23 protein-coding genes are annotated in these 22,304 nt (G+C 46.6%); 14 read left to right on the forward strand and 9 right to left on the reverse strand.

The annotated features are described in order from the left end of the window. Positions 1-181: 181 nt before the first annotated feature. The 8 genes from ACMQ5W_RS12880 to ACMQ5W_RS12915 all read left to right on the forward strand — a co-directional run bounded on the left by ACMQ5W_RS12880 (position 182) and on the right by ACMQ5W_RS12915 (position 6,167). On the forward strand, positions 182-562 hold the full coding sequence (locus ACMQ5W_RS12880; protein WP_419025516.1) for a hypothetical protein: 381 nt from the start codon (positions 182-184) through the stop codon (positions 560-562). Positions 563-614: 52 nt separating this feature from the next. After that, the gene (locus ACMQ5W_RS12885; RefSeq protein ID WP_419025517.1) at positions 615-1,184 is read left to right on the forward strand and encodes a flavodoxin family protein; all 570 of its coding nucleotides are present in this window, start codon (positions 615-617) and stop codon (positions 1,182-1,184) included. A gap of 14 nt (positions 1,185-1,198) precedes the next feature. Next, on the forward strand, positions 1,199-1,882 hold the full coding sequence (locus ACMQ5W_RS12890) for an FMN-binding protein (protein ID WP_419025518.1): 684 nt from the start codon (positions 1,199-1,201) through the stop codon (positions 1,880-1,882). Positions 1,883-2,424: 542 nt separating this feature from the next. Further along, positions 2,425-2,865, forward strand: a complete 441-nt coding sequence (locus ACMQ5W_RS12895; RefSeq protein WP_419025519.1) for an RNA polymerase sigma factor — start codon at positions 2,425-2,427, stop codon at positions 2,863-2,865. Beyond that, entirely contained in the window at positions 2,846-3,100 is a 255-nt protein-coding gene (locus ACMQ5W_RS12900) for a helix-turn-helix domain-containing protein (RefSeq protein WP_419025520.1), read from the forward strand. The genes ACMQ5W_RS12895 and ACMQ5W_RS12900 overlap by 20 nt, the downstream gene beginning before the upstream one ends. 417 nt (positions 3,101-3,517) lie before the next feature. Next, the gene (locus ACMQ5W_RS12905; RefSeq protein WP_196028902.1) at positions 3,518-3,721 is read left to right on the forward strand and encodes an excisionase; all 204 of its coding nucleotides are present in this window, start codon (positions 3,518-3,520) and stop codon (positions 3,719-3,721) included. A gap of 79 nt (positions 3,722-3,800) precedes the next feature. Next, positions 3,801-4,994, forward strand: coding sequence for a tyrosine-type recombinase/integrase (locus ACMQ5W_RS12910; RefSeq protein ID WP_419025521.1), 1,194 nt, complete (start codon positions 3,801-3,803; stop codon positions 4,992-4,994). A 228-nt stretch (positions 4,995-5,222) separates the two neighbouring features. After that, entirely contained in the window at positions 5,223-6,167 is a 945-nt protein-coding gene (locus ACMQ5W_RS12915) for a diacylglycerol/lipid kinase family protein (RefSeq protein WP_419025522.1), read from the forward strand. A gap of 26 nt (positions 6,168-6,193) precedes the next feature. Here the strand turns inward: ACMQ5W_RS12915 and ACMQ5W_RS12920 are convergent, their stop codons facing one another. From ACMQ5W_RS12920 to ACMQ5W_RS12950, 7 genes are read right to left on the reverse strand one after another with little or no spacing between them, the layout of a single operon-like run. Beyond that, positions 6,194-7,435 (reverse strand): Sapep family Mn(2+)-dependent dipeptidase, encoded by a 1,242-nt coding sequence (locus tag ACMQ5W_RS12920; RefSeq protein ID WP_419025523.1) that lies wholly within the window; start codon positions 7,433-7,435, stop codon positions 6,194-6,196. Next, the gene (locus ACMQ5W_RS12925) at positions 7,432-8,934 is read right to left on the reverse strand and encodes a carboxypeptidase M32 (protein ID WP_419025524.1); all 1,503 of its coding nucleotides are present in this window, start codon (positions 8,932-8,934) and stop codon (positions 7,432-7,434) included. The genes ACMQ5W_RS12920 and ACMQ5W_RS12925 overlap by 4 nt, the downstream gene beginning before the upstream one ends. Before the next feature lie 10 nt (positions 8,935-8,944). Continuing rightward, positions 8,945-9,109, reverse strand: a complete 165-nt coding sequence (locus ACMQ5W_RS12930; RefSeq protein ID WP_148492542.1) for a tetrahydromethanopterin S-methyltransferase subunit G — start codon at positions 9,107-9,109, stop codon at positions 8,945-8,947. 12 nt (positions 9,110-9,121) lie between these two features. Continuing rightward, positions 9,122-10,081 (reverse strand): ABC transporter ATP-binding protein, encoded by a 960-nt coding sequence (locus tag ACMQ5W_RS12935; RefSeq protein WP_419025525.1) that lies wholly within the window; start codon positions 10,079-10,081, stop codon positions 9,122-9,124. Then, positions 10,082-11,071: an ABC transporter ATP-binding protein gene (locus ACMQ5W_RS12940; RefSeq protein ID WP_419025526.1), complete on the reverse strand. Its 990-nt coding sequence runs from the start codon at positions 11,069-11,071 to the stop codon at positions 10,082-10,084. Positions 11,072-11,087: 16 nt separating this feature from the next. Further along, positions 11,088-11,969, reverse strand: coding sequence for an ABC transporter permease (locus tag ACMQ5W_RS12945; RefSeq protein WP_148492539.1), 882 nt, complete (start codon positions 11,967-11,969; stop codon positions 11,088-11,090). A gap of 22 nt (positions 11,970-11,991) precedes the next feature. Further along, positions 11,992-12,924, reverse strand: coding sequence for an ABC transporter permease (locus tag ACMQ5W_RS12950; RefSeq protein WP_148492538.1), 933 nt, complete (start codon positions 12,922-12,924; stop codon positions 11,992-11,994). A gap of 194 nt (positions 12,925-13,118) precedes the next feature. Here ACMQ5W_RS12950 and ACMQ5W_RS12955 point away from each other — a divergent pair, with 194 nt between their 5' ends. From ACMQ5W_RS12955 to ACMQ5W_RS12980, 6 genes are all read left to right on the forward strand, one after another. Continuing rightward, positions 13,119-15,086, forward strand: a complete 1,968-nt coding sequence (locus tag ACMQ5W_RS12955) for an FAD-dependent oxidoreductase (protein WP_419025527.1) — start codon at positions 13,119-13,121, stop codon at positions 15,084-15,086. Further along, positions 15,074-15,361 carry a 4Fe-4S dicluster domain-containing protein gene (locus ACMQ5W_RS12960; protein WP_419025528.1) on the forward strand — a complete coding sequence of 96 codons (288 nt, stop codon included), beginning with the start codon at positions 15,074-15,076 and terminating at the stop codon, positions 15,359-15,361. Before ACMQ5W_RS12955 ends, ACMQ5W_RS12960 begins: the two co-directional genes overlap by 13 nt. Further along, a complete protein-coding gene (locus ACMQ5W_RS12965; RefSeq protein WP_148492535.1) occupies positions 15,362-16,372 on the forward strand; it encodes a M42 family metallopeptidase in 1,011 nt (336 codons plus the stop codon). Positions 16,373-16,407: 35 nt separating this feature from the next. Next, complete coding sequence (locus tag ACMQ5W_RS12970; protein WP_148492534.1) at positions 16,408-17,925, forward strand: ABC transporter substrate-binding protein; 1,518 nt, start codon at positions 16,408-16,410, stop codon at positions 17,923-17,925. Positions 17,926-18,012: 87 nt separating this feature from the next. Further along, entirely contained in the window at positions 18,013-19,122 is a 1,110-nt protein-coding gene (locus ACMQ5W_RS12975; protein WP_419025529.1) for an aminopeptidase, read from the forward strand. Between the two features lie 133 nt (positions 19,123-19,255). Beyond that, positions 19,256-19,918: a GntR family transcriptional regulator gene (locus tag ACMQ5W_RS12980; RefSeq protein WP_148492532.1), complete on the forward strand. Its 663-nt coding sequence runs from the start codon at positions 19,256-19,258 to the stop codon at positions 19,916-19,918. A gap of 60 nt (positions 19,919-19,978) precedes the next feature. Here the strand turns inward: ACMQ5W_RS12980 and ACMQ5W_RS12985 are convergent, their stop codons facing one another. Together ACMQ5W_RS12985 and ACMQ5W_RS12990 are read right to left on the reverse strand one after the other, a co-directional pair. Continuing rightward, positions 19,979-20,254, reverse strand: coding sequence for a 4Fe-4S dicluster domain-containing protein (locus ACMQ5W_RS12985; protein WP_419025530.1), 276 nt, complete (start codon positions 20,252-20,254; stop codon positions 19,979-19,981). After that, positions 20,254-22,188 carry an FAD-dependent oxidoreductase gene (locus ACMQ5W_RS12990; protein ID WP_419025531.1) on the reverse strand — a complete coding sequence of 645 codons (1,935 nt, stop codon included), beginning with the start codon at positions 22,186-22,188 and terminating at the stop codon, positions 20,254-20,256. Before ACMQ5W_RS12990 ends, ACMQ5W_RS12985 begins: the two co-directional genes overlap by 1 nt. Between the last annotated feature and the right edge of the window lie 116 nt (positions 22,189-22,304).

Consider the following 22,304-nt stretch of genomic DNA (forward strand, 5'->3'; position numbering starts at 1 on the left):
TAAATGGAAAGCCTAAAGTTAAAAGGATTGAAAAAGAAAATTGTATAGAATTTCATTTATGCTATTCGCTGTTTCGCAAAGAAATCAAGCGATATGATAAAAATACATTTAAAGAATTAGAATAGCAACTCCCAGTTTGTCAAACTGAAAAAATAGAATTTAAGGAGAAAAGAAAATCACAATGAAAATTATGAAAACTATTTTTACAATGCTTTTGTTAATCACATTAATCAGTTTTACTGCATGTACAAGTGCAAAAGATCCTATAAATAGTACCTTTCCCGGCGTTGATGATGCTGATATCCCCGATATATTGGAAACGACAGTCGGCACTTTTGGGAATGTATACTATTCTGCCGGTACAACCGATAACCCGGACTATAAATCGGTATTAACTGTAACCTTTGAAGATACAACCGAAGCTGATTATGATACCCTAATGGAGCATTATAAATCTACATCGACGGGAACTGATGAAAATAACGCATTGTTGTTTGATTGGGGAGTGCTTCAAGTATCGCCCAATGATGACTCAATTACAATTAACGCATTAATCAAATGATATAAATTCCAGTTTGTCAAAATGGCAGTGCAGAAAGCTCGGAGGGTAAGACGTGAAGAAAAGACTAATTGCTATATTGGGAAGTCCACATAGGGATGGCTCAACAGCGGCTATGTTAGATTGTGCAATTAAGGCTACCAATTTAGCGGAATGGGAAATTGAAACAATCTACCTTTATCAAAAACAAATTGCATTTTGTAACGGGTGCCGAGTATGCACCAAAACAGGAAAATGCGTTATTAATGATGATATACAGGAAATTGCTAATCAAATTAAAACGTGTGACAAAATTATTTTAGCTGCACCTACCTATTGGGCGAATGTCCCTGCGGTAGTCAAAAACTTGTTTGACCGTTTATTAGGAACAGCTCTCGAAGATACTAAAAGATTTCCTTGTTCGCGTCTATCACAAAAACAGCGTTATATACTTTTAACGGCCTGCAATACCCCCTTTCCTTTTTCATGGCTTCTGGGGCAAAGTAAAGCCGCCTTGCGAACAATGGAAGCGTTCTTCAAAACTTCCGGTATGAAGCGTCTTGGTTCTGTGGTTTTTCCAAATGCAAAAGGCAGGGCAGAATTGCCGGTTAATGTAATAAAGAAAATTGAACGATTATGTAGGTGAAAAGGAGAAAAAATATGGGTATTGTTTTAGGTTATATCAGCCTTTTATGTTTTATCCTATTGAGCGCAAAAATTTTTACACATAAATTTCATATCACAAAGGCAGACAAGGTGTTAAGAATATTACATCAACCGCTTTGTTGTATTTTAACAGTGTCCTGTATATTCCACTTTATATTTGTTATTCCTGTTTTCAAAACCCGTAATTTGTTTATTTATATCACGGGTATATTAATTGCTTTATTACTAATTTTTATGATATTTTTTTGCCATGTAAAAAGAAAAAACACCGTAGAATGGCTGAAATGGCATAGAGTTTTAGCTGGCGTTATGTTCCTGCTCATTGTGGGACACATCGCAATTTATTGTTTTGATTTCCGCGATTATCAAACAAAAATCAAAAACATTCAACTTCAAGGGCTTGACGTCAGCAATATCGCTGATGGAACCTATATTGGAGAGTATGACGCAGGTTATATTTATACAAAGGTAGAAATTATTATTTCCAATGGCACTATTGAAAATATAATTCTTTTTGAACACGAAAATGAACGGGGGCAAGCGGCTGAACAGGTAATATCTAATATTGTAGACACGCAGGCGTTCCCGGTTGACGCTATCACTGGAGCAACTAATTCTAGCAAAGTAATTCAAAAGGCTATTCAAAATGCTTTGGAAGGAGCAACATTAAAGAAGTAATAGCATAAACGGAACAGTCACGCCACAATAGGCAACTTTCAGTTTGCAGATCAGAAAACATTTTATCATAGAGCCAGACGCAAAGACGCAGAGCCGACGAACTTGTGAGCAATCACAGTTTGTCGGCTCTCTTTTTTGTAGATATATAAACCGTTCATATGGAACGGAATTGTAAGTAAGCCGCTGTTTCTTTTAACCTCAAAAGTAATGACGACTGAACGCTGACAGATACGGCGGCTAATGGAGGTAGCTGCCATGAAGCACATAACCTATCGACAGAATTTGACAATAACCTTTTTATCAAAAAAAGCCCGCCCCCCGCCACGGGATATTCCGGCTTCAAAGATGATTACACATATCATCATAATACTGTTTATTTTTCACATGCGCTCGATTGCGTTTTGCAGTCGGGCGCATTTTGTTTTGTCCGAAAAAAATTTGAAAAAGTTTGTGTTTCTCTTTGGCATTTTCCTCAAAGCGTTGTGGAAGGTCAGCGAAAGGGGATAAATAAGCCGCCCCCCGGCAGGAAAGGGGGTGAGAACATGAACAATGAACGTTTTGAATGGCAGACCCGTTGTGAGTTTAATGCGTACTGCAAACACACTTTACGCAACGAACTTATCAATGCCAGTAAAGAAAGCAAGCGTCGGCAGCAACGAGAGGTAATCTTTTCAGACCTTGCGCCGCACGAAGAAAGACAGCTCTTTACCGTTGACAAATATTTTGCTAACGAGGAAAAAGACGACGCTTTCCGTGTGGGCGATTTGAAGATTACCGCGAAGCTGCTTGCCGAAGCCTTGCGGACTTTGCCGGACGAAAAACGCAAAGCCGTACTGCTGTACTATTTTGTCAACAAGTCAGACGTTGAGATTGCGGAGGAATTAGGTATTCCCCGCAGCACAGTACAGTACCGTCGGACAAGCTCTTTTGAACAGCTAAAACGATATTTGGAGGAACGCGCTGATGAATGGGACGAATGGTAATAATACCGACAACGAGCGCGGCTTATTACCCTACCCGGTCATATTAGCCGCGACAAAGGGCGACCCCGACGCAATGAAAATTGTGTTGCAGCATTACCGCAGCTACATATCCTACCTGTCTATGCGGAAAATCCGTGATGAAAACGGCAATATCTACTATGGCATAGACGAGGATTTGCGGGAACGTCTGCAAGCAAAACTCATGTTGGCAGTCCTGAACTTTACGGCAGACTAAACCGTTCCACGGTTGGAAGCGTCCCCCTTTCAGCTTCTTAACAGTCTGCCCCTTAGCACCTTGACAAAGAAAGCGGCGCAAGATAACGGCGGCGCAGCATAGGGCAAATCGGATACGTTCTTTTTGTGCCGAGCCATACGGCGGGCGCGCCATGACTTCCCTGTTTACCGGGAACGAGCGACCAACACCGCGCCGGAAAGCAAGGGTAGCGGCTTGCGGGCGACGACAGCACAGAAAGGATAATGATACTCCCTTACCGCCACAGTCCGAGCGTTAAAAGCGTCGCAGACAATGGGTAGGGCTGCATGAGAACCATGCAGGGGTGAAACTCCCGTGGAGCTTTGCTGAAAGCCGTCCGATTAAAGTCCCTTTTAACTTGTCAACCTTTTAGCACTACCATGAAAGGGGGCTTAACTTATGAATAGTGCTGATGTGCCTATTTGGGAAAAGTACACGCTGACGATTGAGGAAGCGTCTAAATATTTCCGCATTGGAGAGAACAAACTCCGCAAACTGGCAGAGGAAAACCCCACCGCAGGTTGGGTAATCATGAATGGAAACCGTATACAAATCAAGCGGAAACAGTTTGAAAAAATCATAGATACTTTGGACGTAATATGATGTAATTTTTCCTTGAATATGCTATAATAGATGTAGGCATATCAAGGCTTTTTCCGTCATGAAAGGAGCATGACGAAAAATGTCAGAGAAAAGACGAGATAGCAAAAACCGTATCTTACGGACAGGAGAAAGCCAGAGAAAAGACGGAAGATATGCTTACAAATATACTGATACCTTTGGAAAGCCACAGTTTGTTTATGCTTGGAAGTTAGTACCCACGGACAAGACCCCGGCAGGAAAGCGGGACGATATTTCACTTCGGGAAAAGGAAAAAGAAATCCAGAAAGACCTTGACGATGGTATCGACTCCATAGGAAAGCAAATGACTGTCTGCCAACTTTACGCGAAGCAGATAAGACACCGGGCGAATGTACGGCATGGAACCAAACAGGGGCGCAAACAGTTTATGCGGATTTTGGAAGAAGATAGTCTTGGGGCTTGCAGCATTGAGAACGTGAAGCTGTCCGACGCGAAAGAATGGGCGTTGCGAATGAAAGAAAAAGGCTTCTCTTATAACGTAATCAACAACCACAAGCGTTCGCTGAAAGCTGCTTTTTACACAGCCATACAGGACGATTGTATTCGGAAAAATCCGTTTGACTTCCAGTTGAACACGGTGTTAGAAGATACCACGGAACCAAAGGTGCCATTATCCCCTACGCAGGAAGCGTCTTTCCTGTCCTTTGTGCAGAATGATGTTGTCTATCAGAAGTATTATGACGAGATTATCATACTGTTAGGAACAGGGCTTCGCATTTCTGAACTTTGCGGGCTGACTGAAACCGATATAGATTTTGAGAACAGGCTAATCAACATAGACCACCAACTTTCCAAAATATCGGGGATTGGTTATCATGTTGACCCGCCGAAAACAAAAAGCGGTATCAGACAAATCCGCATGAGCGCAGCCGTATATGAAGCGTTGGGGCGTGTGCTGAAAAACAGAGGACGGGCAAAGCCTATTGTTATCGACGGTTACGGCAAATTCCTTTTCCTTAACCGTAACGGCTTGCCAAAAGTGGCGGCAAACTATGAAAGTATGTTTCGGGGGCTTGTGAAGAAGTACAACAAGTGCCATGAGGAAGCACTACCGAAAGTGACAACGCCGCATACCTTACGTCATACGTTCTGTACCAATTTAGCAAACGCCGGAATGAACCCGAAAGCATTACAGTATATCATGGGACATTCCAACATCAACATGACGCTGAACTATTACGCTCACGCCACTTCTGACAGTGCATTAGCGGAAATGGAACGGCTGATTGCGTAGTAGTAAATAGAGGTTTTACTACTCTTTCTACTACCTTTGAACGCTGAAACATGAGGGGATATGAGAAGATTTAAGAATATCTTCCGATACGAAAAACGCCGGGAAGCCTGTAAATACAGGCTATACCGGCATATAAGAACTTATAAAGAGATAGTCAAAAATTATAGTTTGATTTGATTGAAATGTGTCTTAAAATGTATCTATTATTGAGAATACGAGGCATGATGGATGGACAATTATTTTTTTATAAATCCCAAAGCCGGTCAGGGCAAGGGAATTGACAAACTGGCTGCTAAAATCGAAGCGGGTGGAGCGACCCTTGGCGTGAGCACCAAAATCTACATAACGAAAGGCGTCGGCGACGGTGAGCGGAAGGCTCGCGAAACCGCTCAGTCCCTGTCAGGTCTGCCCGCCAGATTTTACGCCTGTGGCGGTGACGGAACCAACAACGAAATCGTTAACGGCACAGCAGGTTTTGATCATATTGCCGTCGGCTGCGTTCCAATTGGAACGGGCAACGACACGGTAAGAAACTTTCCCGGCGATTTTTTGGACATCAAAGCCCAGCTCTGCGGAACAACACAGAAAATAGACTTGATCAAGTACAGCGGCGTTATCAACGGCACCTACCAGGAGCGATATTGTATCAACATGTTTAATATCGGCTTTGACTGCAATGTGGTGGAACTGACAGGCCGCCTAAAGAAGAAACCGCTGATTGCCGGCTCTATGGCCTATCTGATGGCCGTCATGGGCATGTTCCTTCAGAAAAAAGGTATTGCACTGAAGCTGATAGAAGACGGAAAAACATTAATTGACGATGAAGTGCTCCTATGCGCTATCGCCAACGGTTCCTATTGTGGCGGCGGCATGTACACCTCTCCGCAGGCTCAGATCAGCGATGGCTTCTTTGATCTCAACATCATCAAAGACGTGCCCCGCCTGACTTTCCTGCGCCTTTTTCCCAAATATAAAAAAGGCACTCATCTACAAGTCCCCGCTATAGAGGAAATCTTGACCATCAAAAAATGCCAAAGCCTGACTCTGGAGCCAAAGAGAGATCACTTCTTTCTCTGTGCAGATGGAGAAATCAGTACCGCAAAGACTGTCCAATTCGAAATGGTCTCAAAAGCGCTTGACTTTATTCTGCCGATGACATCTCAGGATGCGTAAAATAATCGCTAGTTGTTACTGTTTTGTTAAAAGGCAAGAGCTTCCAAAGCTCTTTTGTACACCTCTCGTATGGTCTGCAGATCTTCAATCAGTATGTACTCGTTCTTTTCGTGCTCTGTGTTAGGGTGTCCGGGGATATTGGGACCAAAAGCGATAATATTATTCATAGCACGGGCATAAGTACCGCCGCCAATGACGAGGGGGTCTGACAGATCACCTGTCACCGCCCTATAAGCTTGCAGCAGCCTCCGCATTATCGGCCCGTTTTTATCCATGTATACAGGATTCTGCTGATGAATCAGCCTGACCTCCACTTCATAAGGAGCAAATTCTTCTTCGATAATCGCCATGATCTCATCCGACTGGAAAGTAACAGGATAGCGGATATCCAGGTATAACGTCAGCTTTTCATCCAGGTCTTTGATCATTCCAGCGTTCATAGAGAGCTTGCCACTGTCTCCATCTTCAAAAGCGCAGTTCATCTTTTCACCGTGAAGGCAGCCGCCGATTTTATCCATGTACATTCTGGCAAAAGGTACGTCTAAGCCTTCTATGCAGAGGCGTTCCATCATCTTCGTGATTGCATTGTCACCCATCCATGGGGCACATCCGTGACTGGATTTTCCGATCGTCTCAAAGGTTTTTCCTCCTGCTTCTGCCACGCAGCTATCCGGCACCATGTTAGGAGCGCTGCCTCCTCGAATAGAAAGAATCCCGCTGACTTCTTTGTCCATGGAGACGGTTACCAGCATGATCCCTTTTTCTCCATAGATGGCGGGAAAGTCTCCGTCGGGGGTAAATCCATAAGCAGGCAGTTCTTCACACTGTTTGTACGCTGCCATATCGGTCCACTCTCCGTTTTCTTCTGTCTGGCCAAAGATGATCCTGATGCGTTTATTCAGAAGGCAGCCACTGTCTAACAGATCTTTCATAGCGAAGATACAGGCAATCGCAGGTCCCTTATCGTCGATGACGCCTCTTCCGTAGAGGCGATCGCCAATCAAGATACCCTCATAAGGTGGATAATCCCAGCCCTCACCTGCCGGCACCACATCCAGATGGCAGAGGATGCCGATCAGCTCGTCGCCCGACCCAATTTCGGCATAACCATAAAGACCATCTGCATTTTTAATTCGAAAGCCGAAAGACTCGCAGAGTGAAAGCACATAGGTAAGGGCAGCGGCAGGACCCGCCCCATAAGGCAGGCCCTCCTCTCCCGGTCTTGCTACACTTTCTATAGAAACTAGTTTTTGCAGTTCTGCAATCATAACTTATATAACCTCGTAAACTTATCAGTCAGATACTTCGTATAATAGTTTGGATCGAACTTCTCATGGCAAGTGTTTTCTATCAGTTCCTCTGCCGTCAGCAGCATGCCATGTTTATAAATCCGCTCACTGAGCCACTCTTTGACAGGTGAAAAATCTCCTTCGAAGCAGCACTTCTCTAAATCCACTACCTCTTTCAAATATTTCATAATCTGTGCAGAATAAGCAGTGCCCAGGGCATAGCTAGGGAAGTAACCGAAAGCGCCTCCCGCCCAATGGGCATCTTGCAGAACGCCGCGGGTATCATCGGGCACATCCACTCCCAGGTATTCCTTGTACAGCCTGTTCCACTCTGCCGGCAGTTCATCCACCGTAATCTCGTCCTTGAAAATCTTCTTTTCAATCTCATAACGGATGAGCACATGAAGAGAATAGGTCAATTCGTCTGCCTCCGTCCTGATCAGGCTGGGGCGAGCCACATTGACTGCACGGTAAAAGTCTTCAGCTGTTACACCCTCCATCTGCTCTGGAAACAGCGCTTTCACCTTAGGAAAAAGCAACTGGCAAAAAGCTCTGCTTCTGCCAATATAGTTCTCCCAAAGCCTGGACTGAGATTCGTGAATCGCCGTGGTGGCACCGTGACCCAATGCGGAATGCAGCAGGTCGTCAGATACGCATAATTCGTACATGGCATGGCCGCTCTCGTGAATGACACTGTAGAGATTGCTGGTCAGGTCCTCTTCTTTGTACTTCGTGGTAATGCGGACATCGTTTTTGGAAAACTCCGTGGTAAATGGGTGTTCCGTCTCCCGCAGGGTACAGCGTTCCTTGTCGATGCCCATGAGATCCATCACATAAGCCGACAGCTCTTTCTGTTTTTCAATAGAAAAACTTCCCTCCAAAAAGGAAGTGTCTGGCTTAACAGGTGACTTCTTTACGGCTGCTATCAAAGGAACCAGTTTTTCTTTGATGTCGTCAAAGAAAGGATCCATCTGTTCCTGGGTCATGCCTTTTTCAAATTCGTTCAATAGCGTATCATAGACATCTCCGCCCGGATTGATATAACCAGCATAACGCTTTTGAATCTCTATGAGTTTCGCAAGATAAGGCTTGAAAAGTTCATAGTCATTTTTGTTCTTGGCAATCTCCCAATAATGATTCGCTTCGTTCTGCGCTTTTGCCGCCGCTACCACTTCTTCCTCCGGCACCTTGGCAAGTTTTTCCTGTTCTTCTCGTAATTCTTCTGCCTCTCTGCGTGTCTGAAAGTCCAGTTCGTCTCTGTGCTCGTTGAGTATCTTCAGCATGTCCTTGTACTCTTCGCTCACTGTCAGCTTGTAGGATTCACCGCTCATCACAGCTAAAGTGTCGCTGAGGGTATCCGAAGCGCCGGCTGGCATGCCGGTTGCCGCATCGTAGGTCAACAAATTCATGACGTGATCAAAGGCATGCATCTTCTTCTGATGCTCTTTAAAATTCTGTATCGTCTTATTTAATTCCATCTTACCACCTTTACATGAACAGCCTGTAGACGGCCAGGATAACCAGCCCGCAGACCATTCCCGCTAAAATACTTTTTCCAAAGGAAATACCCAGTCTCTGGGCATTTTCTTTCTCAGGCTGGGTGATTTTCCTCTTATACTTATCTTTTCTCCGATAGAACTGATTATAATTCATAGTAAATTTTCCCTATTTTTTTACCTTGCAGCAGGAAACAAAATGTCCTGGTTCTATTTCCTCAAATGGGATATCAGTCCCTCTGCATTCATCGCTGGCAAGTGGGCATCTAGCTGCAAATCTGCATCCCGGCTTCGGATTGACCGGACTTGTCACTTCGCCTTTGATCACCTCGATTTTCTTGTCTCGCATCTCTATGCTTGGAACTGGAATGGCTGAGAGCAGCGCTTTGGTGTACGGGTGCAGCGGATTTTTGAACAGTTCCTTTGAAGAGCAAAGTTCCACACATTTTCCCAGGTACATGACAGCAATCTGATCAGAAATGTGTCTGACAACACTGAGGTCATGGGTGATGAACATATAGGTCAGGTGTCTTTCGTCCTGCAGATCCATCAAAAGATTGAGAATCTGCGCCTGAATAGACACATCCAGAGCAGAAACCGGCTCATCGCAGACGATGAACTTAGGGTTCAGAGCCAAGGCTCTGGCTACACCGATTCTCTGCCTCCTGCCGCCGTCCAGTTCATGGGGATAAGCACTGGAAAGACGTTCCGCCAGACCTACGGTCTCCATCAGCTCAGACACCTTGTCAAAGACTTCTCTCTTATCTTTGCAGACTTTGTTAATCAGCAGAGGTTCTGCAATCAGATCCTGGACACTCATTCTCGGATTGAGACTGGAGTAAGGGTCCTGGAAAATCATCTGCATGTCCTGGCGGATCTTATGTATCTGCCCTTTTCTATAATTGGTGATATCTTTTCCGTCAAAGATGATTTTACCGTCTGTCGGCTCATGGAGTTTCAGCACTGTTCTTCCCAAAGTAGATTTGCCGCAGCCTGATTCTCCGACGACACCCAGAGTTTCACCCTGATTGATGGTGAGGCTGACGCCGTCCACAGCGTGTAGCTTCGCCGTTTTGCTGATGTCAAAATACTTGGTCAGGTTCTGTAATTCGATTAATGGCTGGCTCATCTATTTCACCTCCTCTTTGTTTTCCTCATACAGAAAACATCTGATTTTGTGGCTGCCCACCGTGTACTGATCGGGGTGAAACTGCCTGCATTTTTCTGATGCTTTTGGACATCTAGGTGAAAATGCACAGCCTGACGGCAGGTTGGTAGGATCCGGCATCATGCCCTCGATAGGGTGCAGCCGGTCTTCTTCCGCTTCCAGATTCGGAATAGAGCCGAAAAGGCCATCTGTATACGGGTGGTGCGCCTCTCCGGTAAAGAGGTCCTCGACCGTTCCGTATTCGATGATTTCTCCCGCATACATGACAGCGACTTTGTCACAAGTCTGCGCGACGATGCCCAGGTCGTGGGTAATCATAATCATAGCGGTTTCCAGCTGATCCTTCAGATCTTTCATCATTGCCAGCACCTGTGCCTGAATGGTCACATCCAGCGCCGTGGTCGGCTCGTCGGCAATCAGCAGCATCGGATTACAGGCCAAGGCGATGGCGATAACCACCCGCTGCTTCATGCCGCCGGAGAACTGATGGGGATAGTCTTTTTTACGGGAGGCTGGTATGCCAACCATTTCCAGCACTTCTTCTACACGAGCTTCGATGACGTCTCTGCCTCTCCCTTTATCGTCGTGAAGCAGCAGGGATTCTGCGATTTGGTCTCCTACTGTCAGAACAGGGTTCAGTGCTGTCATGGGATCTTGGAATATCATGGAGATTTTCTCCCCGCGAATTCGCTGCATTTCTTTTTCCGGGATTTCTAAAAGCTTGCGGCCTTCAAACTCAATCTCGCCGCCTGCAATCTGGGCGGTTCTCTCCGGGAGAAGGCGCAGAATGGAAAGGGCTGAGGTTGTTTTTCCGGCGCCTGTCTCGCCCACAAGTCCGAGAGTCTCGCCCTTATTCAGATCAAAAGAAATTTTGTTGACAGCATATACGGTTTCCAGGTCTGTCTTATATATTACTTCTAGGTCTCTGACCTTTAAGAAAGTCTCTTTCATATGTATATCCTTTCTTCTAATTCTTCAACTTCGGATCCAGCGCATCTCTCAGACCGTCTCCGGCCAGGTTAAAGCTGAGAGCGGCGATGACGATAAAGACGCCTGGGAAGTACAGCAGATAAGGCGCACTGAACATGAACTGTCTCGCATCTGATAGCAGCGCACCCCATTCTGGTGATGGCGGCTGTACTCCCATGCCGAGGAAGGAAAGCCCCGCTGCGGAGAGAATCATGGCCGCCACATTCATGGTTGTCGTGACGATAATCGGTCCCAGCGCGTTGGGGATGACGTATTTCAGAATCGCTCTCATATCAGAAGCGCCGTAAGACTTGGCCGCTTCTATGTAGTCCTGGTCAACTACGGTGAGTACCACTGAACGCACCATTCTGACCATGCTCGGTACGCAGGAAATGGTAATTGCGATCAGCAGGTTTCTCAGATTGGCGCCCAGAGCGGCAACTACGGCAAGGGACAGCAAAATAGGAGGCACAGTCATTACTACGTCGGTAACACGCATAATAATGTTGTCAACTGTCTTGCCATAGTAACCTGCTGCTGCTCCCAGGAGACCGCCAATGATCAGTGACAACACACTGGTCGAAACGCCGATCCAAAGGGAGTAACGGGAACCGTGGACGACACGGGCAAAGACGTCTCTGCCCAGATTATCTGTGCCGAACCAATGCTCTGCGCTCGGTCCCTGCAGTCTCATAGATGTATTTTGTGTGACTGCCTCTGAATATGGGACAATCAGATCTGCAAAGATTGCAATCAGTAAGACAAAGGCAAGGAGGATCAGTCCCAGCATGGCCGTCTTGCTTTTTCTAAATCTACGCCAGATTTCCTTCATCTGGTTGTTTTTCTTCGATTTTGCCGGTTTCAATTTTACTTCGCTCATTTCTATCTCCTTTCTGCCTGCATCAGTTCTGATACTTTGCTTTGATCCTCGGATCAATATAAGCATACAAGATGTCGACTACGAGCATGACCAGACAGAACAGAAATGCCAAGAACAGCGTCGCCGCCATGACGGTGGGCGTATCCTTTTGTCTGATGGAGTTAACGATCAGCATGCCCAGTCCCGGCATTCCGAACACGGTCTCGATGATGACTGCACCGCCGAGGCCTGCACCGAAGTTCATGCCCATGGAGGTGATGACAGGAAGCAGCGCGTTCTTTAATGCGTGTTTCCAGATGACCACGTTCTCCGGAGCGCCTTTGGATCTGGCTGTTCTTATGTAATCGGATCGGATGGTTTCCAACATGGTGGACCTGGTCAGACGCATCTGGCTGGCCGCTCCTCCCAGGGACAAAGTTACAACTGGCAGAACGTAACCGGCCCAGGTGTCAATCCCGCTGGATGGAAGCCAGCCAAGCTGCAGGGAGAATAGCAGCATCAGCATCAGTCCCAGCCAAAAGCCTGGAATTGCAGAAAGCAGCATGGCCAGGGTAGTGAACGTATTGTCGAGAACAGAATACTGTTTGACTGCCGATACGATGCCGAGGACAATGCCTACGATGGAACTGATGATCATCGACAGAAGCGCCAGCCAGAAGGTAGTCGGGAACCTGGAAAGAATTTCATCAAATACCGGTTTTCCCGTACGATAAGATGTACCGAAATCAAACTGCGTGACCATATCCTTTATGTAATTGAAAAATTGTACAAAGAAGGGCTGGTCTACGCCTAACTGGTGATTCAGCGCATCGATATCTGCTTGTTTGGCGGTGATTCCCAGAATCAGCGTCGCCGGATCTCCCGGGGTCATATTCATGATGGTGAATACGAGGAAGATTGCTCCAAACAGAACGGGGATAGTGAATAATAGCCTTTTTATCACGTACTTATACATAATAATTCCTCCGTTTTTTGTTAAAATACCGTTTTGTTGTCATAACTTTACCGCATTTTGTAAAATAAGTCAAGAATTTTGCAAAATTTTCTGTAAAAATATATTGCAAAATTTTCTAATATTTGATAATATAGCATAAACAAGATAACGATTTGCAAAATTTAACGCAATATTATAACTAAAGGAGGAACGTTATGGCTAATAACAATAACTCATGGCCCTATCCATCAGAAGTCGGCAAAACTACTCACATGAAAGCCGATGTACTGGTACTGGGCGGCGGCATCGCCGGCTGCATGGCAGCAATTGCCGCAGCAAGAAAGGGCCAGAGTGTCATTCTCGTTGAGAAAGGGGCGACGAAGCGAAGCGGTGCAGGCGGCTCAGGCTGTGACCACTGGGAATCCGCCGCGACAAACCCGTGTTCAGGCGTTACGCCAGAGGACCTGGTAGATGCCATGCTGGATGATAATAACGGCTACAACAACGCAATTTCCCATTACATAGAATGCAGAGAAGGCTGGGACCGCCTGTTGGACATCGAGAAGATGGGCGGCAAAATCCGCGATACAGAAGATGAATTCAAAGGTGCAGACTTCCGCGATGAAAAAACGAAGCTGATGTTCGCCTACGATTATAAGAACAGATTCACCATCCGAATCTGGGGAACTACCTTCAAGCCTGCCATGGAAAAGGAACTGAAACGTCTGGGTGTCAAGGTTGTCGACCGCTGCATGGTCACTTCTCTCTTGACGGAAGGCGGCAAGAACGGAGCAAAGTGTATCGGCGCTACCGGTATCCATACGAGAACAGGCGAATTTTACGTCTTCTCCGGCAAAGCCAGTATCATCACCATGTCGAGACCAGCAAGAATCTGGCTCTTCTCTTCTGCACATCCGGGCCTCTGTGAGTTCAGACCGATGACAACTATAGGAGACGGTCACGCCATGGGCTGGAGGGCTGGTGCCGAATTCAATATGATGGAAAAATCCGTCCGTGCGGAGTTCTCTTCTGCCGGCAGATCGTTCCCTCCATATAGTGCTGGAAACAATCACAATACCTGGTATCCTGCTTCCCTGATTGATGCAGAAGGTAAAGAAATTCCTTACGCCGATCGAGACGGCAATATTCTGAAAGATGTCAAATCTCGCTTCATGCCGGCTGACGGTCAGCACTATTTTATGAAAGGCGGCAATATCGAACAGGCGAAATACGAATATGAAGGCCCAGAAACCCTCCCTTATGACAAATTAAAAGAGATGGGTTACAAGCTTCCTTTCTATGCTGACCTCTCCCTGATGCCAGAAATGGAAAGAAAGGTCATCTGGGGCATGATGGTCGGCCAGGAAGGCAAAACCAATGTGCCAGTATACAAGAACTTTACAGAAGCCGGCTTTGATCCGGAAAAACATGTGCTTCAATGCTACGGCGTCGGCTGGACATCGGCAGAATTCCTGCCTCAGGAAAGACAGCTCTTCGGTCTTCCCGGCGGTTTCATGAATGATTGGGACCTGATGACAAATATCGAAGGCCTCTTTGTCGGCGGCGACTCTCTTTATGCCTCCAATTGCTTTGGACATGCTGCTTCAACAGGCTATTATGCAGGCAGAAAAGCTTCCGATTATGCGGCAAAACAAACCGCATTCGTGGAACCTCATCAGCCTCAGGTCGACCGGGAGATGGACAGAGTCTATGCCCCGCTGTCAGGCGACCCAATCAGTGGTACCAGCTGGAAAGAACTCAATGAAGCGATTTCTAAGGCAATGCAGAACTACTGCGGCGAAATCAAGAGAGATGAACTGCTCTTGTCAGGGGTAGAACTCCTTGAGCGATATGAAAGAGAAATTGTGCCCCATACTTATGCCGCCAACCCTCATGAACTGGTAAGGCTTCTGGAAGTGTTCGACATTCTCACCGTATCTCAGATCATCCTGCAGTCCTGCCTGGCCCGTCATCAGTCCTGTGAAAAACTGGAATTTTACCGTTCTGACGACGACGGCAAAGAAATGGCTCCGTTTATCGTCGTCAGACAGGACGGCAGCAAAGTCGTTACGAGAGAAGTGCCTCTTGACTATGCCGGCAATATAAAAGAAAACTATGAAAAAAATAACCAGGACTACATCGCAGAGTTAAAGGAAGGAGCTGAAGTATCATGGCAGAAATAAAGAATTTCCAGATCAGGCAGACACCTGCTTCCATACCGCTCACTTTCGACAGCCAGAAGTGCATCGGCTGTAACCGATGCCTGGAGGCCTGCCAGATGGATCTGATGATTCCTGGAGAAGAAACAGGAACCCATCCCCTCGTCATCTACCCTGACGAGTGCTGGTACTGCGGCTGCTGTGTCATGGAATGCCCGAAAGACGCCATCAAGCTGCACCACCCACTGATGAATCAGACTCGCTGGGTAACGAAAGAAAGTCTGCTAGGAGGTAAATAAATGGAACTGCTGAAAGAACTGACCCAGGCCTGGGGTATCGCAGGCCGCGAAAAATCAATCAGAACCATCATCAAAAGAGAAATCGAAGGATTGGCTGATGAAGTCTATACAGACCCAATCGGAAACCTCATCGCCTTAAAGAGAGGAGCTGACACGCCGGACAAGAAGAAGATCATGCTCTCAGCGCACATGGATGAAATCGGTTTCCAGGTTACAAAGGTAGAGGCCGACGGCAGAATCAGAGTCTGCAACGTAGGTTTCATTTGGACCAGTGCGATCTACAACGACAAAGTCATATTTCAGAACGGCACCATCGGCGTAGTCGGCTGCCAAGGACCTATCGAGGAAGCGAAAAACAGTGCCGGAAAACTGTACATCGACATCGGCTGCACCACGAAAGAGGATGCCGAAAAATATGTAAAAGTAGGCGATTACTGCGGCTTTATCGGCAACTACTACGAGTTGCAGAATGAAAAAATCACCGCAAAATCTTTTGACAACAGAGTGGGCTGCTACGTTTTAATTGAAGCGCTCAAGAGAAACCAGGGAGATGGTCCCAACGACGTCTACTATGTATTCTCCGTACAGGAAGAAATCGGCTGTCGCGGTGCTGTCTGCGCCAGTGAGAGAATCAGACCGGATATCGGCATCTCCATCGATGTGACGCCAGACCACTTCTACCCTTCCGATCTGGAGGGCAGCAATGCGGTAGGAATGGGCGTCGGTGTCAAGCTGGGCGACCCGTCAGCTATGCTGGACGAATATCTGGTAGACGAAATGCTTGCCTGTTGCGAAGAAAATGACATCGAGTATCAAAGGGATGTCATGGATCGAGGCGGCACCGATGCCAGCAGCATCAATTTATCTGGCTGCGGCGTCAAGGTATGCGGTATTTCCATCGTGGACCGCTTCCCACACAGTCAAAGCTCCATTATCAGCAAAAAAGATGTACGAGGCGCTATCGATCTTGCTGATAAGTATACCAAAAGAGTCTTCAATTTCGCTGAATAAATGCGAATTAAGTTAGAACTGAAAGGAGAAAAATAATGAAAAAGAAAATGACAAAGGCGGCAGTGCTTCTTCTGTCCCTGGCCCTGGTTATGGGTTTATTTGCAAGCTGCGGCGGTGGCGGCAGCGACACAGAAGGCAAAACTTCGCTGGTCGTTGCTGTAGATAACGACTACGCAACACTCCATCCATGTAACTGGAGTACCACGGTAGAGCAGCGCATGAACAGCCAGATTTACGACACGCTGCTGAGAAAGAATTATGAAGACCAGACAAAGCTGGAACCACGGGTGGCAGAAAAGTGGGAAGTCAGCAAAGATGGTAAATGCTATACCTTCCATCTGCGTGATGACGTAACCTTCCACGACGGCAGCAAATTGACAGCAGAAGACATCGGCTTTACCCTCGACCTCTACGCAAAATCAGAATATCAGGGTGCTGTTGTCGAAGGTTTTGACCACTACGATATCGTCGACGATACGACAATCAAAGTTTACACCAAGAGCGTCTACGCCCCATTCCTGGACAGCATGGATCAGATGTTCATCGCCAGCAAGGCTTATTATGAAAAGGCTGGCAAAGATAAGTTCGCACAGGAGCCAGTCGGCTGCGGCCCTTACAAATGGGTCAGCCATGAAGACGGCAACAAAGCAGATTTTGAGGCTTATGAAGATTATTACAGAGGCGAGCCTAAAATTAAAAACGTGACCTTTAAGATCATTTCAGACGTAGCCTCCATGGGCGTTGGCATTCAGACAGGTGAAGTGGACTTCGCGGAAGTGGATCCATCTGTAGTCAGCACCATAAAAGACGATGAGAACGTGGCGCTGGAAGAAGCGACAGAGACAACTTTTGGGTTCGTGGCTATGAATACAGAAAAAGCGCCGTATAACAATGTAAAATTCCGTCAGGCGATCAACTACGCCATCGACCGTCAGGGCATCATCGACAGCGTACAGGAAGGTTATGCCACAGAGAACTCCAACCTGCTGACACCAGACAGACTGGGCTGGTCAAAAGATCAGAAATCCTATACATATGATCTTGATAAAGCAAAAGCCCTGTTGAAAGAAGCCGGTATCAAAGGTGAATATGACTTGGGCAAGATGTACGTGGCTGAACAGTATAAATCCCTGGCGGAGGTTGTGCAGGCTAACCTGGAGAAAGTCGGCCTCAAATGCAAAATCGAGATTCTTGAGTTCAACGCTTATCTGAATAAGCTGAGACAGGGAGACTTCGGCATCACTACACTGCAGATGTCACTGGAGGGAGACACGCAGCAGGTGGCAATGGCTCTTTGTTCCCAGTATGTAGGTCAAGCCAACAACGCACGTTACAGCAATCCTGAAATCGACCAGCTCTTTGAGAAAGCAGTGACGACAATTAAGGAAGAGGATCGTGCAAAGGTTTACGATGAAATCTTCCAGAAAGTACAGGAAGAAGCAGTCTATGCGGTACTTTACAATCCTACCATGCTCTATGCACGCAACGCTGGCCTCAAGATTCATCATCTGCCAGTAGAAGGTGTTTATTACATTTACGACTTCTCATGGTAAAATCCTAAAAGAATAAAATCATATCCATGCGAAACCCCTAACTCAGGGGTTTTCGCATATTTACACGATGTAAGAAAGGAGCAGAGAATGGATATCCGAGATATAAAACTATCCAATCTTCTCATCAACTACAGTACCCAGATCAAACCAGGAGAAAAGGTTTTGATCGAATATGAGGGTGCCTGCTGCCTGCCACTGGTCAAGGCTTTGATTCGAGATATCTATGCGGCCGGCGGCTGGCCTTATGTATCCATCAGGGAGTCAAAGATCATCAGAGAACTGGCCATGCACTGCAGTGAAGAACAACTTGCATATCAAGCGGACTATACGCTTAGTCAGAATCAGGGTATGGACGCCTACATCGGTATTCGCGCCTTCGACAATATTTCTGAGCTTGCGGACGTTCCTACAGAACAGATGAATCTTTATCAGCGGACCATGCGCCGCGCCAGCAGCTACCTGATTGACCACACCAAATGGGCCGTGCTCAAATATCCCAATGCGTCTATGGCTCAGCTTGCGGGTATGAGTGAAGAAGCATTTGCAGACTTCTATTACGATGTCTCCACCATTGACTATGAAAAGATGAGTAAAGCCATGGACCCCTTGGTAGAACTGATGAACCGGACAGATCAGGTACACATCCTCGGTCCAGGAACAGACCTCACTTTTTCCATCAAGGGCATCGATGCCATTAAGTGCGATGGCAGGATGAACATCCCTGACGGAGAAGTCTACACTGCCCCGGTAAAAGATTCTATGAACGGGATCATCACCTATAATACGCCTTCCAATGAACAGGGGTTTACCTATGAGAAAGTTCGGTTCGAAGTGAAAAACGGAAAGATCGTAGAAGCGACAGCCAACGATACTAAGCGAATCAACAAACTGCTGAATACAGATGAAGGCTCTCGCTATTTCGGTGAATTTGCCCTGGGCGTGCACCCTCATATTCTGGAGCCGATGAAAGATACCCTTTTTGACGAGAAAATTGCCGGCAGCTTCCATCTCACCCCTGGCATGGCTTACGACGACGCTTTTAATGGCAATAAGTCCGCTCTGCACTGGGATCTGGTTTTGATTCAGCGTCCGGAGTACGGCGGTGGTGAAATCTGGTTTGATGACATGCTGATTCGCAAGGACGGCAGCTTTGTGCTGCCAGAGTTAGAAAATCTGAATCCAGAGAATCTAAAATGACGCATTACATCACGTCATTTAGGAACAAACGATTACATTTTGCAAAATATTTTTTCATTTTATCTGGTTCTATTGATTTTTAAGATAGTTTTGTTAAAATAGAAGTGTAGTTTATCATTTAGGAGAGAAAATTATGGCAAATAAAACCACACTGTCCGAACAGATTTATGACGAATTGTATCACGACATCACGGATCAGCGTCTCATCTGTGGACAAAAATTGACCCTGAAGGTACTGAAAGACAGATTCAATGTCAGTCATACCCCGATCAGGGAGGCTCTTACCCGGCTGGCCGAGAACGGTTTAGTCACATACTATTCCAACTGCGGCGTCACAGTGACAGAATTTACGGAAACCGATATCCGTCAGATATTTCAATTTATCGGAGAACTGGATGCGATGGCCATTCAATTCTGTAAGAACGCCTTTTCCGAAGCACCCCTGCTTTTTGAACTGGAGCAGATCATCAAAAAAGGAAATGTGATGCTGGAGCAGGGAAAAATCACCGAATGGAAAGAATTCTCGGAAGACTTCCACGTAGCTTTCTATCGCCACGCACAGAACGAATACCTCAACGAAGCCGCAAAAAAACTCCGTGCGAAAATCGAGGTCCTGTCTTGCATGTATTATCAACAGACCAACGTAGAAGAAATCAATGAGAGACATCAGGACATCTTTAATCTCATCAGAGACGGCGAATTTGACAAGGCCTCCTCTTTGATGCGCAGCCACCTGCAATACGACATGGTCTATGCGCTGAACGCCTATAAAGAGTATCAGGACAAAAACAAATAGAAACGAAAAGTAAAACCTGTGAACTGGGGCATCCCCAAATCACAGGTTTTTCGTTCTCTTCTATTCTTTTATGGGAATGAACTTGGCTTCATTCATCAATGGGTGCTGTAGTTTGATCGCGCCTTTGACGGGACACTCCATGACACAGGCACCGCAGTACCAGCATTCACCAGGATACATGACGATGGGATGCTCTCCCTGATTGACGCTGTGCACCAGCACATCGACCTGGCAGACATCTGCACAACGATTACATCCAATGCAGAGATGCTCATCATAAAGAATCGGCCTTGCGCTGCTGCTGACGACGGATGTATACAGTTCCTTCTTTTCCATTAGTGCGCACCTCCTATATAGTCTTGATTCCTTTTCTCATACTCTTCCTTCAGGTTGCCGAAATAGTCATGAGGTATGATCCCCTTCACCGGCTTGCCATTTTCCATGCGGATCGTGATAAAATGCCGGTCCTTCTCCGGATCCAATGCAGGAAAGTCGCTGCGCTCAAAGCAGAGCGGTGCAGAGCTGGATTCTCTCATCAGGCAGGCGCCTAGAATTAGCTTGCAGACCTCTAAGATATCCAGCACTTCGTGGGTCCTCATCAAGTCGTGAGGCGTAACTGCGCAAAGCTGCGGAACCTTTTCCTGCTCATAGCTTGTAAGAAGATCCAATCCCTCCTTTAGAAGTTCTGCGCACTTGACGCCGCCGCAGTAATTCTGCATAGCCTTCGAAATAGCCATATTCAATTCTCTCCAGCCCATGCCGTCTTCTTTTTCCAAAGGCTTATACAGCCTCGTCATCTCGGCATCAATATCCGCCTGAACGGGTGCTATGTAATCTACAGTTCCCGCATAGTCAGCGGCTTTTCTGCCCGCATAATGACCCGTCGCACAGGCATAGCCACAGCAGTCAGAAGCGAAAAGCTGGTCACCTGCCGCGTAAATGCCGTCAATGTTAGTCTTCAGATCCCAATCGTGCATGATGCCGCCCGGCGCTCCGAAAAGCTGGCGTTCCTGGGTTAAGAACGCTGCCGACTGCCAGCCGGTGCCATAGCTCTGCAATGCATGTTTTGCAGGATCAAAGCCCCTCTCCGTATAATTCTGCAGAATGGGAATCTTCGTCTTTCCTTCTTCACCGACCATCATCCCCCAGATCACCTTGCGTTCCATTTCCGGCATCTTGGATAGATCTGCGTAAAACGGCAGCTGATATCCCCTTTCCATCAGCTGATCGAAGGGCATGGTTTCAGGACCTCTGTACTCGTACTTCGGCTCATCGATAACGCCGCCTTTGAGGAAGAATTTCTGCCCTTCTACCGGATAATATCTCTGAGATACCATCTCCAGAATATTGCCGTCACGGTCCAGATAAGGGATTTCCACACCTCTGGCATCAACCATGGTGGCCGCATACCACGTATTGTGATTGTTTCCCGCCCCATAAGGAGGAAAACTTCTTCCTGCTGCAGAGAACTCACCTTTGACGGACTTTTCCATCATGGTGAATTCCATGCCGATCCGGGCGCCCATGGCATGACCGCTGCCGATGCTCTGCATTGGACGAAATTCGCAGAGACCGACTAAATCCGGATTAAATAGCCAGACACGCGCAGGCCTGGACATGCACAGCACCGTAGCTTTCGCTTTAAATACGTGAAATTTGCCGGTCCTCACATTCATGCCGCAGGCACCGATTCCTCTCTTCTTTCCGTCTTCCACCGCAGTCAGAAGCGACGTAGCTTCTGTACGGTCAAAGATTTTTACGCCCAGAAGCTGAAGCTGTTTATACAACGCTGGTTTAAAGGTAGAACCCCATACTCTGAGGGTGAATTTATTTTTATAATCATAAGCAAACATCAGCTTCGTCTTTTCATCGCGAAATTCTGCGCCTGCAAACTCTCCATCTGTATCTCTGATCTTTCCGCCAAAGCGCTCGATGTCCAGAAGGCGGTCATAACCTTCGCGGCATTCGATATAATGAGCGATTCCATTGCTGTAATGGCTCTGTTCATCCACATAGGCTTCTGCAATTTCTTCTGGGGTTACTTGGGAGCATGGATTGGTGCAGGCAGATTCCCAATGGTCGAAACCGGTACCTGCACTGCCGCTTCTCACGGTGGCACCTTTCTCCACTAAAATCACCGACTTGCCTTTTTTGGCCGCCGCAATGGCAGCAAAGCATCCGGCCAGACCGCCGCCCAGTACCAGGACCTCCGCCTTATCGGTCTGTACGTCTCCAATCTCATTTTCGTACGGCCATTTATACTCTTTCATCATTTTCTCCTTTCAGAATTATTTTGCAAAATTTATTCCCTTTTTATAAAATATCATAAACTATTCCAAAAAACAATGACTATTTTGATTTTTTTGCAAATTTTATACTTATATTA

Origin of the sequence: Emergencia sp. (assembly GCF_048465375.1) — a bacterium.
Classification (GTDB): Bacteria; Bacillota; Clostridia; order Peptostreptococcales; family Anaerovoracaceae; genus Senimuribacter.

Bases quoted from the DNA above. Each gene is read 5' to 3' on its own strand.
- ACMQ5W_RS12880 (WP_419025516.1), top strand. From the start codon at position 182: ATGAAAATTATGAAAACTATTTTTACAATGCTTTTGTTAATCACATTA.
- ACMQ5W_RS12890 (WP_419025518.1), top strand. From the start codon at position 1,199: ATGGGTATTGTTTTAGGTTATATCAGCCTTTTATGTTTTATCCTATTG.
- ACMQ5W_RS12895 (WP_419025519.1), top strand. From the start codon at position 2,425: ATGAACAATGAACGTTTTGAATGGCAGACCCGTTGTGAGTTTAATGCG.
- ACMQ5W_RS12900 (WP_419025520.1), top strand. From the start codon at position 2,846: ATGAATGGGACGAATGGTAATAATACCGACAACGAGCGCGGCTTATTA.
- ACMQ5W_RS12905 (WP_196028902.1), top strand. From the start codon at position 3,518: ATGAATAGTGCTGATGTGCCTATTTGGGAAAAGTACACGCTGACGATT.
- ACMQ5W_RS12910 (WP_419025521.1), top strand. From the start codon at position 3,801: ATGTCAGAGAAAAGACGAGATAGCAAAAACCGTATCTTACGGACAGGA.
- ACMQ5W_RS12915 (WP_419025522.1), top strand. From the start codon at position 5,223: ATGGACAATTATTTTTTTATAAATCCCAAAGCCGGTCAGGGCAAGGGA.
- ACMQ5W_RS12920 (WP_419025523.1), bottom strand. From the start codon at position 7,435: ATGATTGCAGAACTGCAAAAACTAGTTTCTATAGAAAGTGTAGCAAGA.
- ACMQ5W_RS12925 (WP_419025524.1), bottom strand. From the start codon at position 8,934: ATGGAATTAAATAAGACGATACAGAATTTTAAAGAGCATCAGAAGAAG.
- ACMQ5W_RS12930 (WP_148492542.1), bottom strand. From the start codon at position 9,109: ATGAATTATAATCAGTTCTATCGGAGAAAAGATAAGTATAAGAGGAAA.
- ACMQ5W_RS12935 (WP_419025525.1), bottom strand. From the start codon at position 10,081: ATGAGCCAGCCATTAATCGAATTACAGAACCTGACCAAGTATTTTGAC.
- ACMQ5W_RS12940 (WP_419025526.1), bottom strand. From the start codon at position 11,071: ATGAAAGAGACTTTCTTAAAGGTCAGAGACCTAGAAGTAATATATAAG.
- ACMQ5W_RS12945 (WP_148492539.1), bottom strand. From the start codon at position 11,969: ATGAGCGAAGTAAAATTGAAACCGGCAAAATCGAAGAAAAACAACCAG.
- ACMQ5W_RS12950 (WP_148492538.1), bottom strand. From the start codon at position 12,924: ATGTATAAGTACGTGATAAAAAGGCTATTATTCACTATCCCCGTTCTG.
- ACMQ5W_RS12955 (WP_419025527.1), top strand. From the start codon at position 13,119: ATGGCTAATAACAATAACTCATGGCCCTATCCATCAGAAGTCGGCAAA.
- ACMQ5W_RS12960 (WP_419025528.1), top strand. From the start codon at position 15,074: ATGGCAGAAATAAAGAATTTCCAGATCAGGCAGACACCTGCTTCCATA.
- ACMQ5W_RS12965 (WP_148492535.1), top strand. From the start codon at position 15,362: ATGGAACTGCTGAAAGAACTGACCCAGGCCTGGGGTATCGCAGGCCGC.
- ACMQ5W_RS12970 (WP_148492534.1), top strand. From the start codon at position 16,408: ATGAAAAAGAAAATGACAAAGGCGGCAGTGCTTCTTCTGTCCCTGGCC.
- ACMQ5W_RS12975 (WP_419025529.1), top strand. From the start codon at position 18,013: ATGGATATCCGAGATATAAAACTATCCAATCTTCTCATCAACTACAGT.
- ACMQ5W_RS12980 (WP_148492532.1), top strand. From the start codon at position 19,256: ATGGCAAATAAAACCACACTGTCCGAACAGATTTATGACGAATTGTAT.
- ACMQ5W_RS12985 (WP_419025530.1), bottom strand. From the start codon at position 20,254: ATGGAAAAGAAGGAACTGTATACATCCGTCGTCAGCAGCAGCGCAAGG.
- ACMQ5W_RS12990 (WP_419025531.1), bottom strand. From the start codon at position 22,188: ATGAAAGAGTATAAATGGCCGTACGAAAATGAGATTGGAGACGTACAG.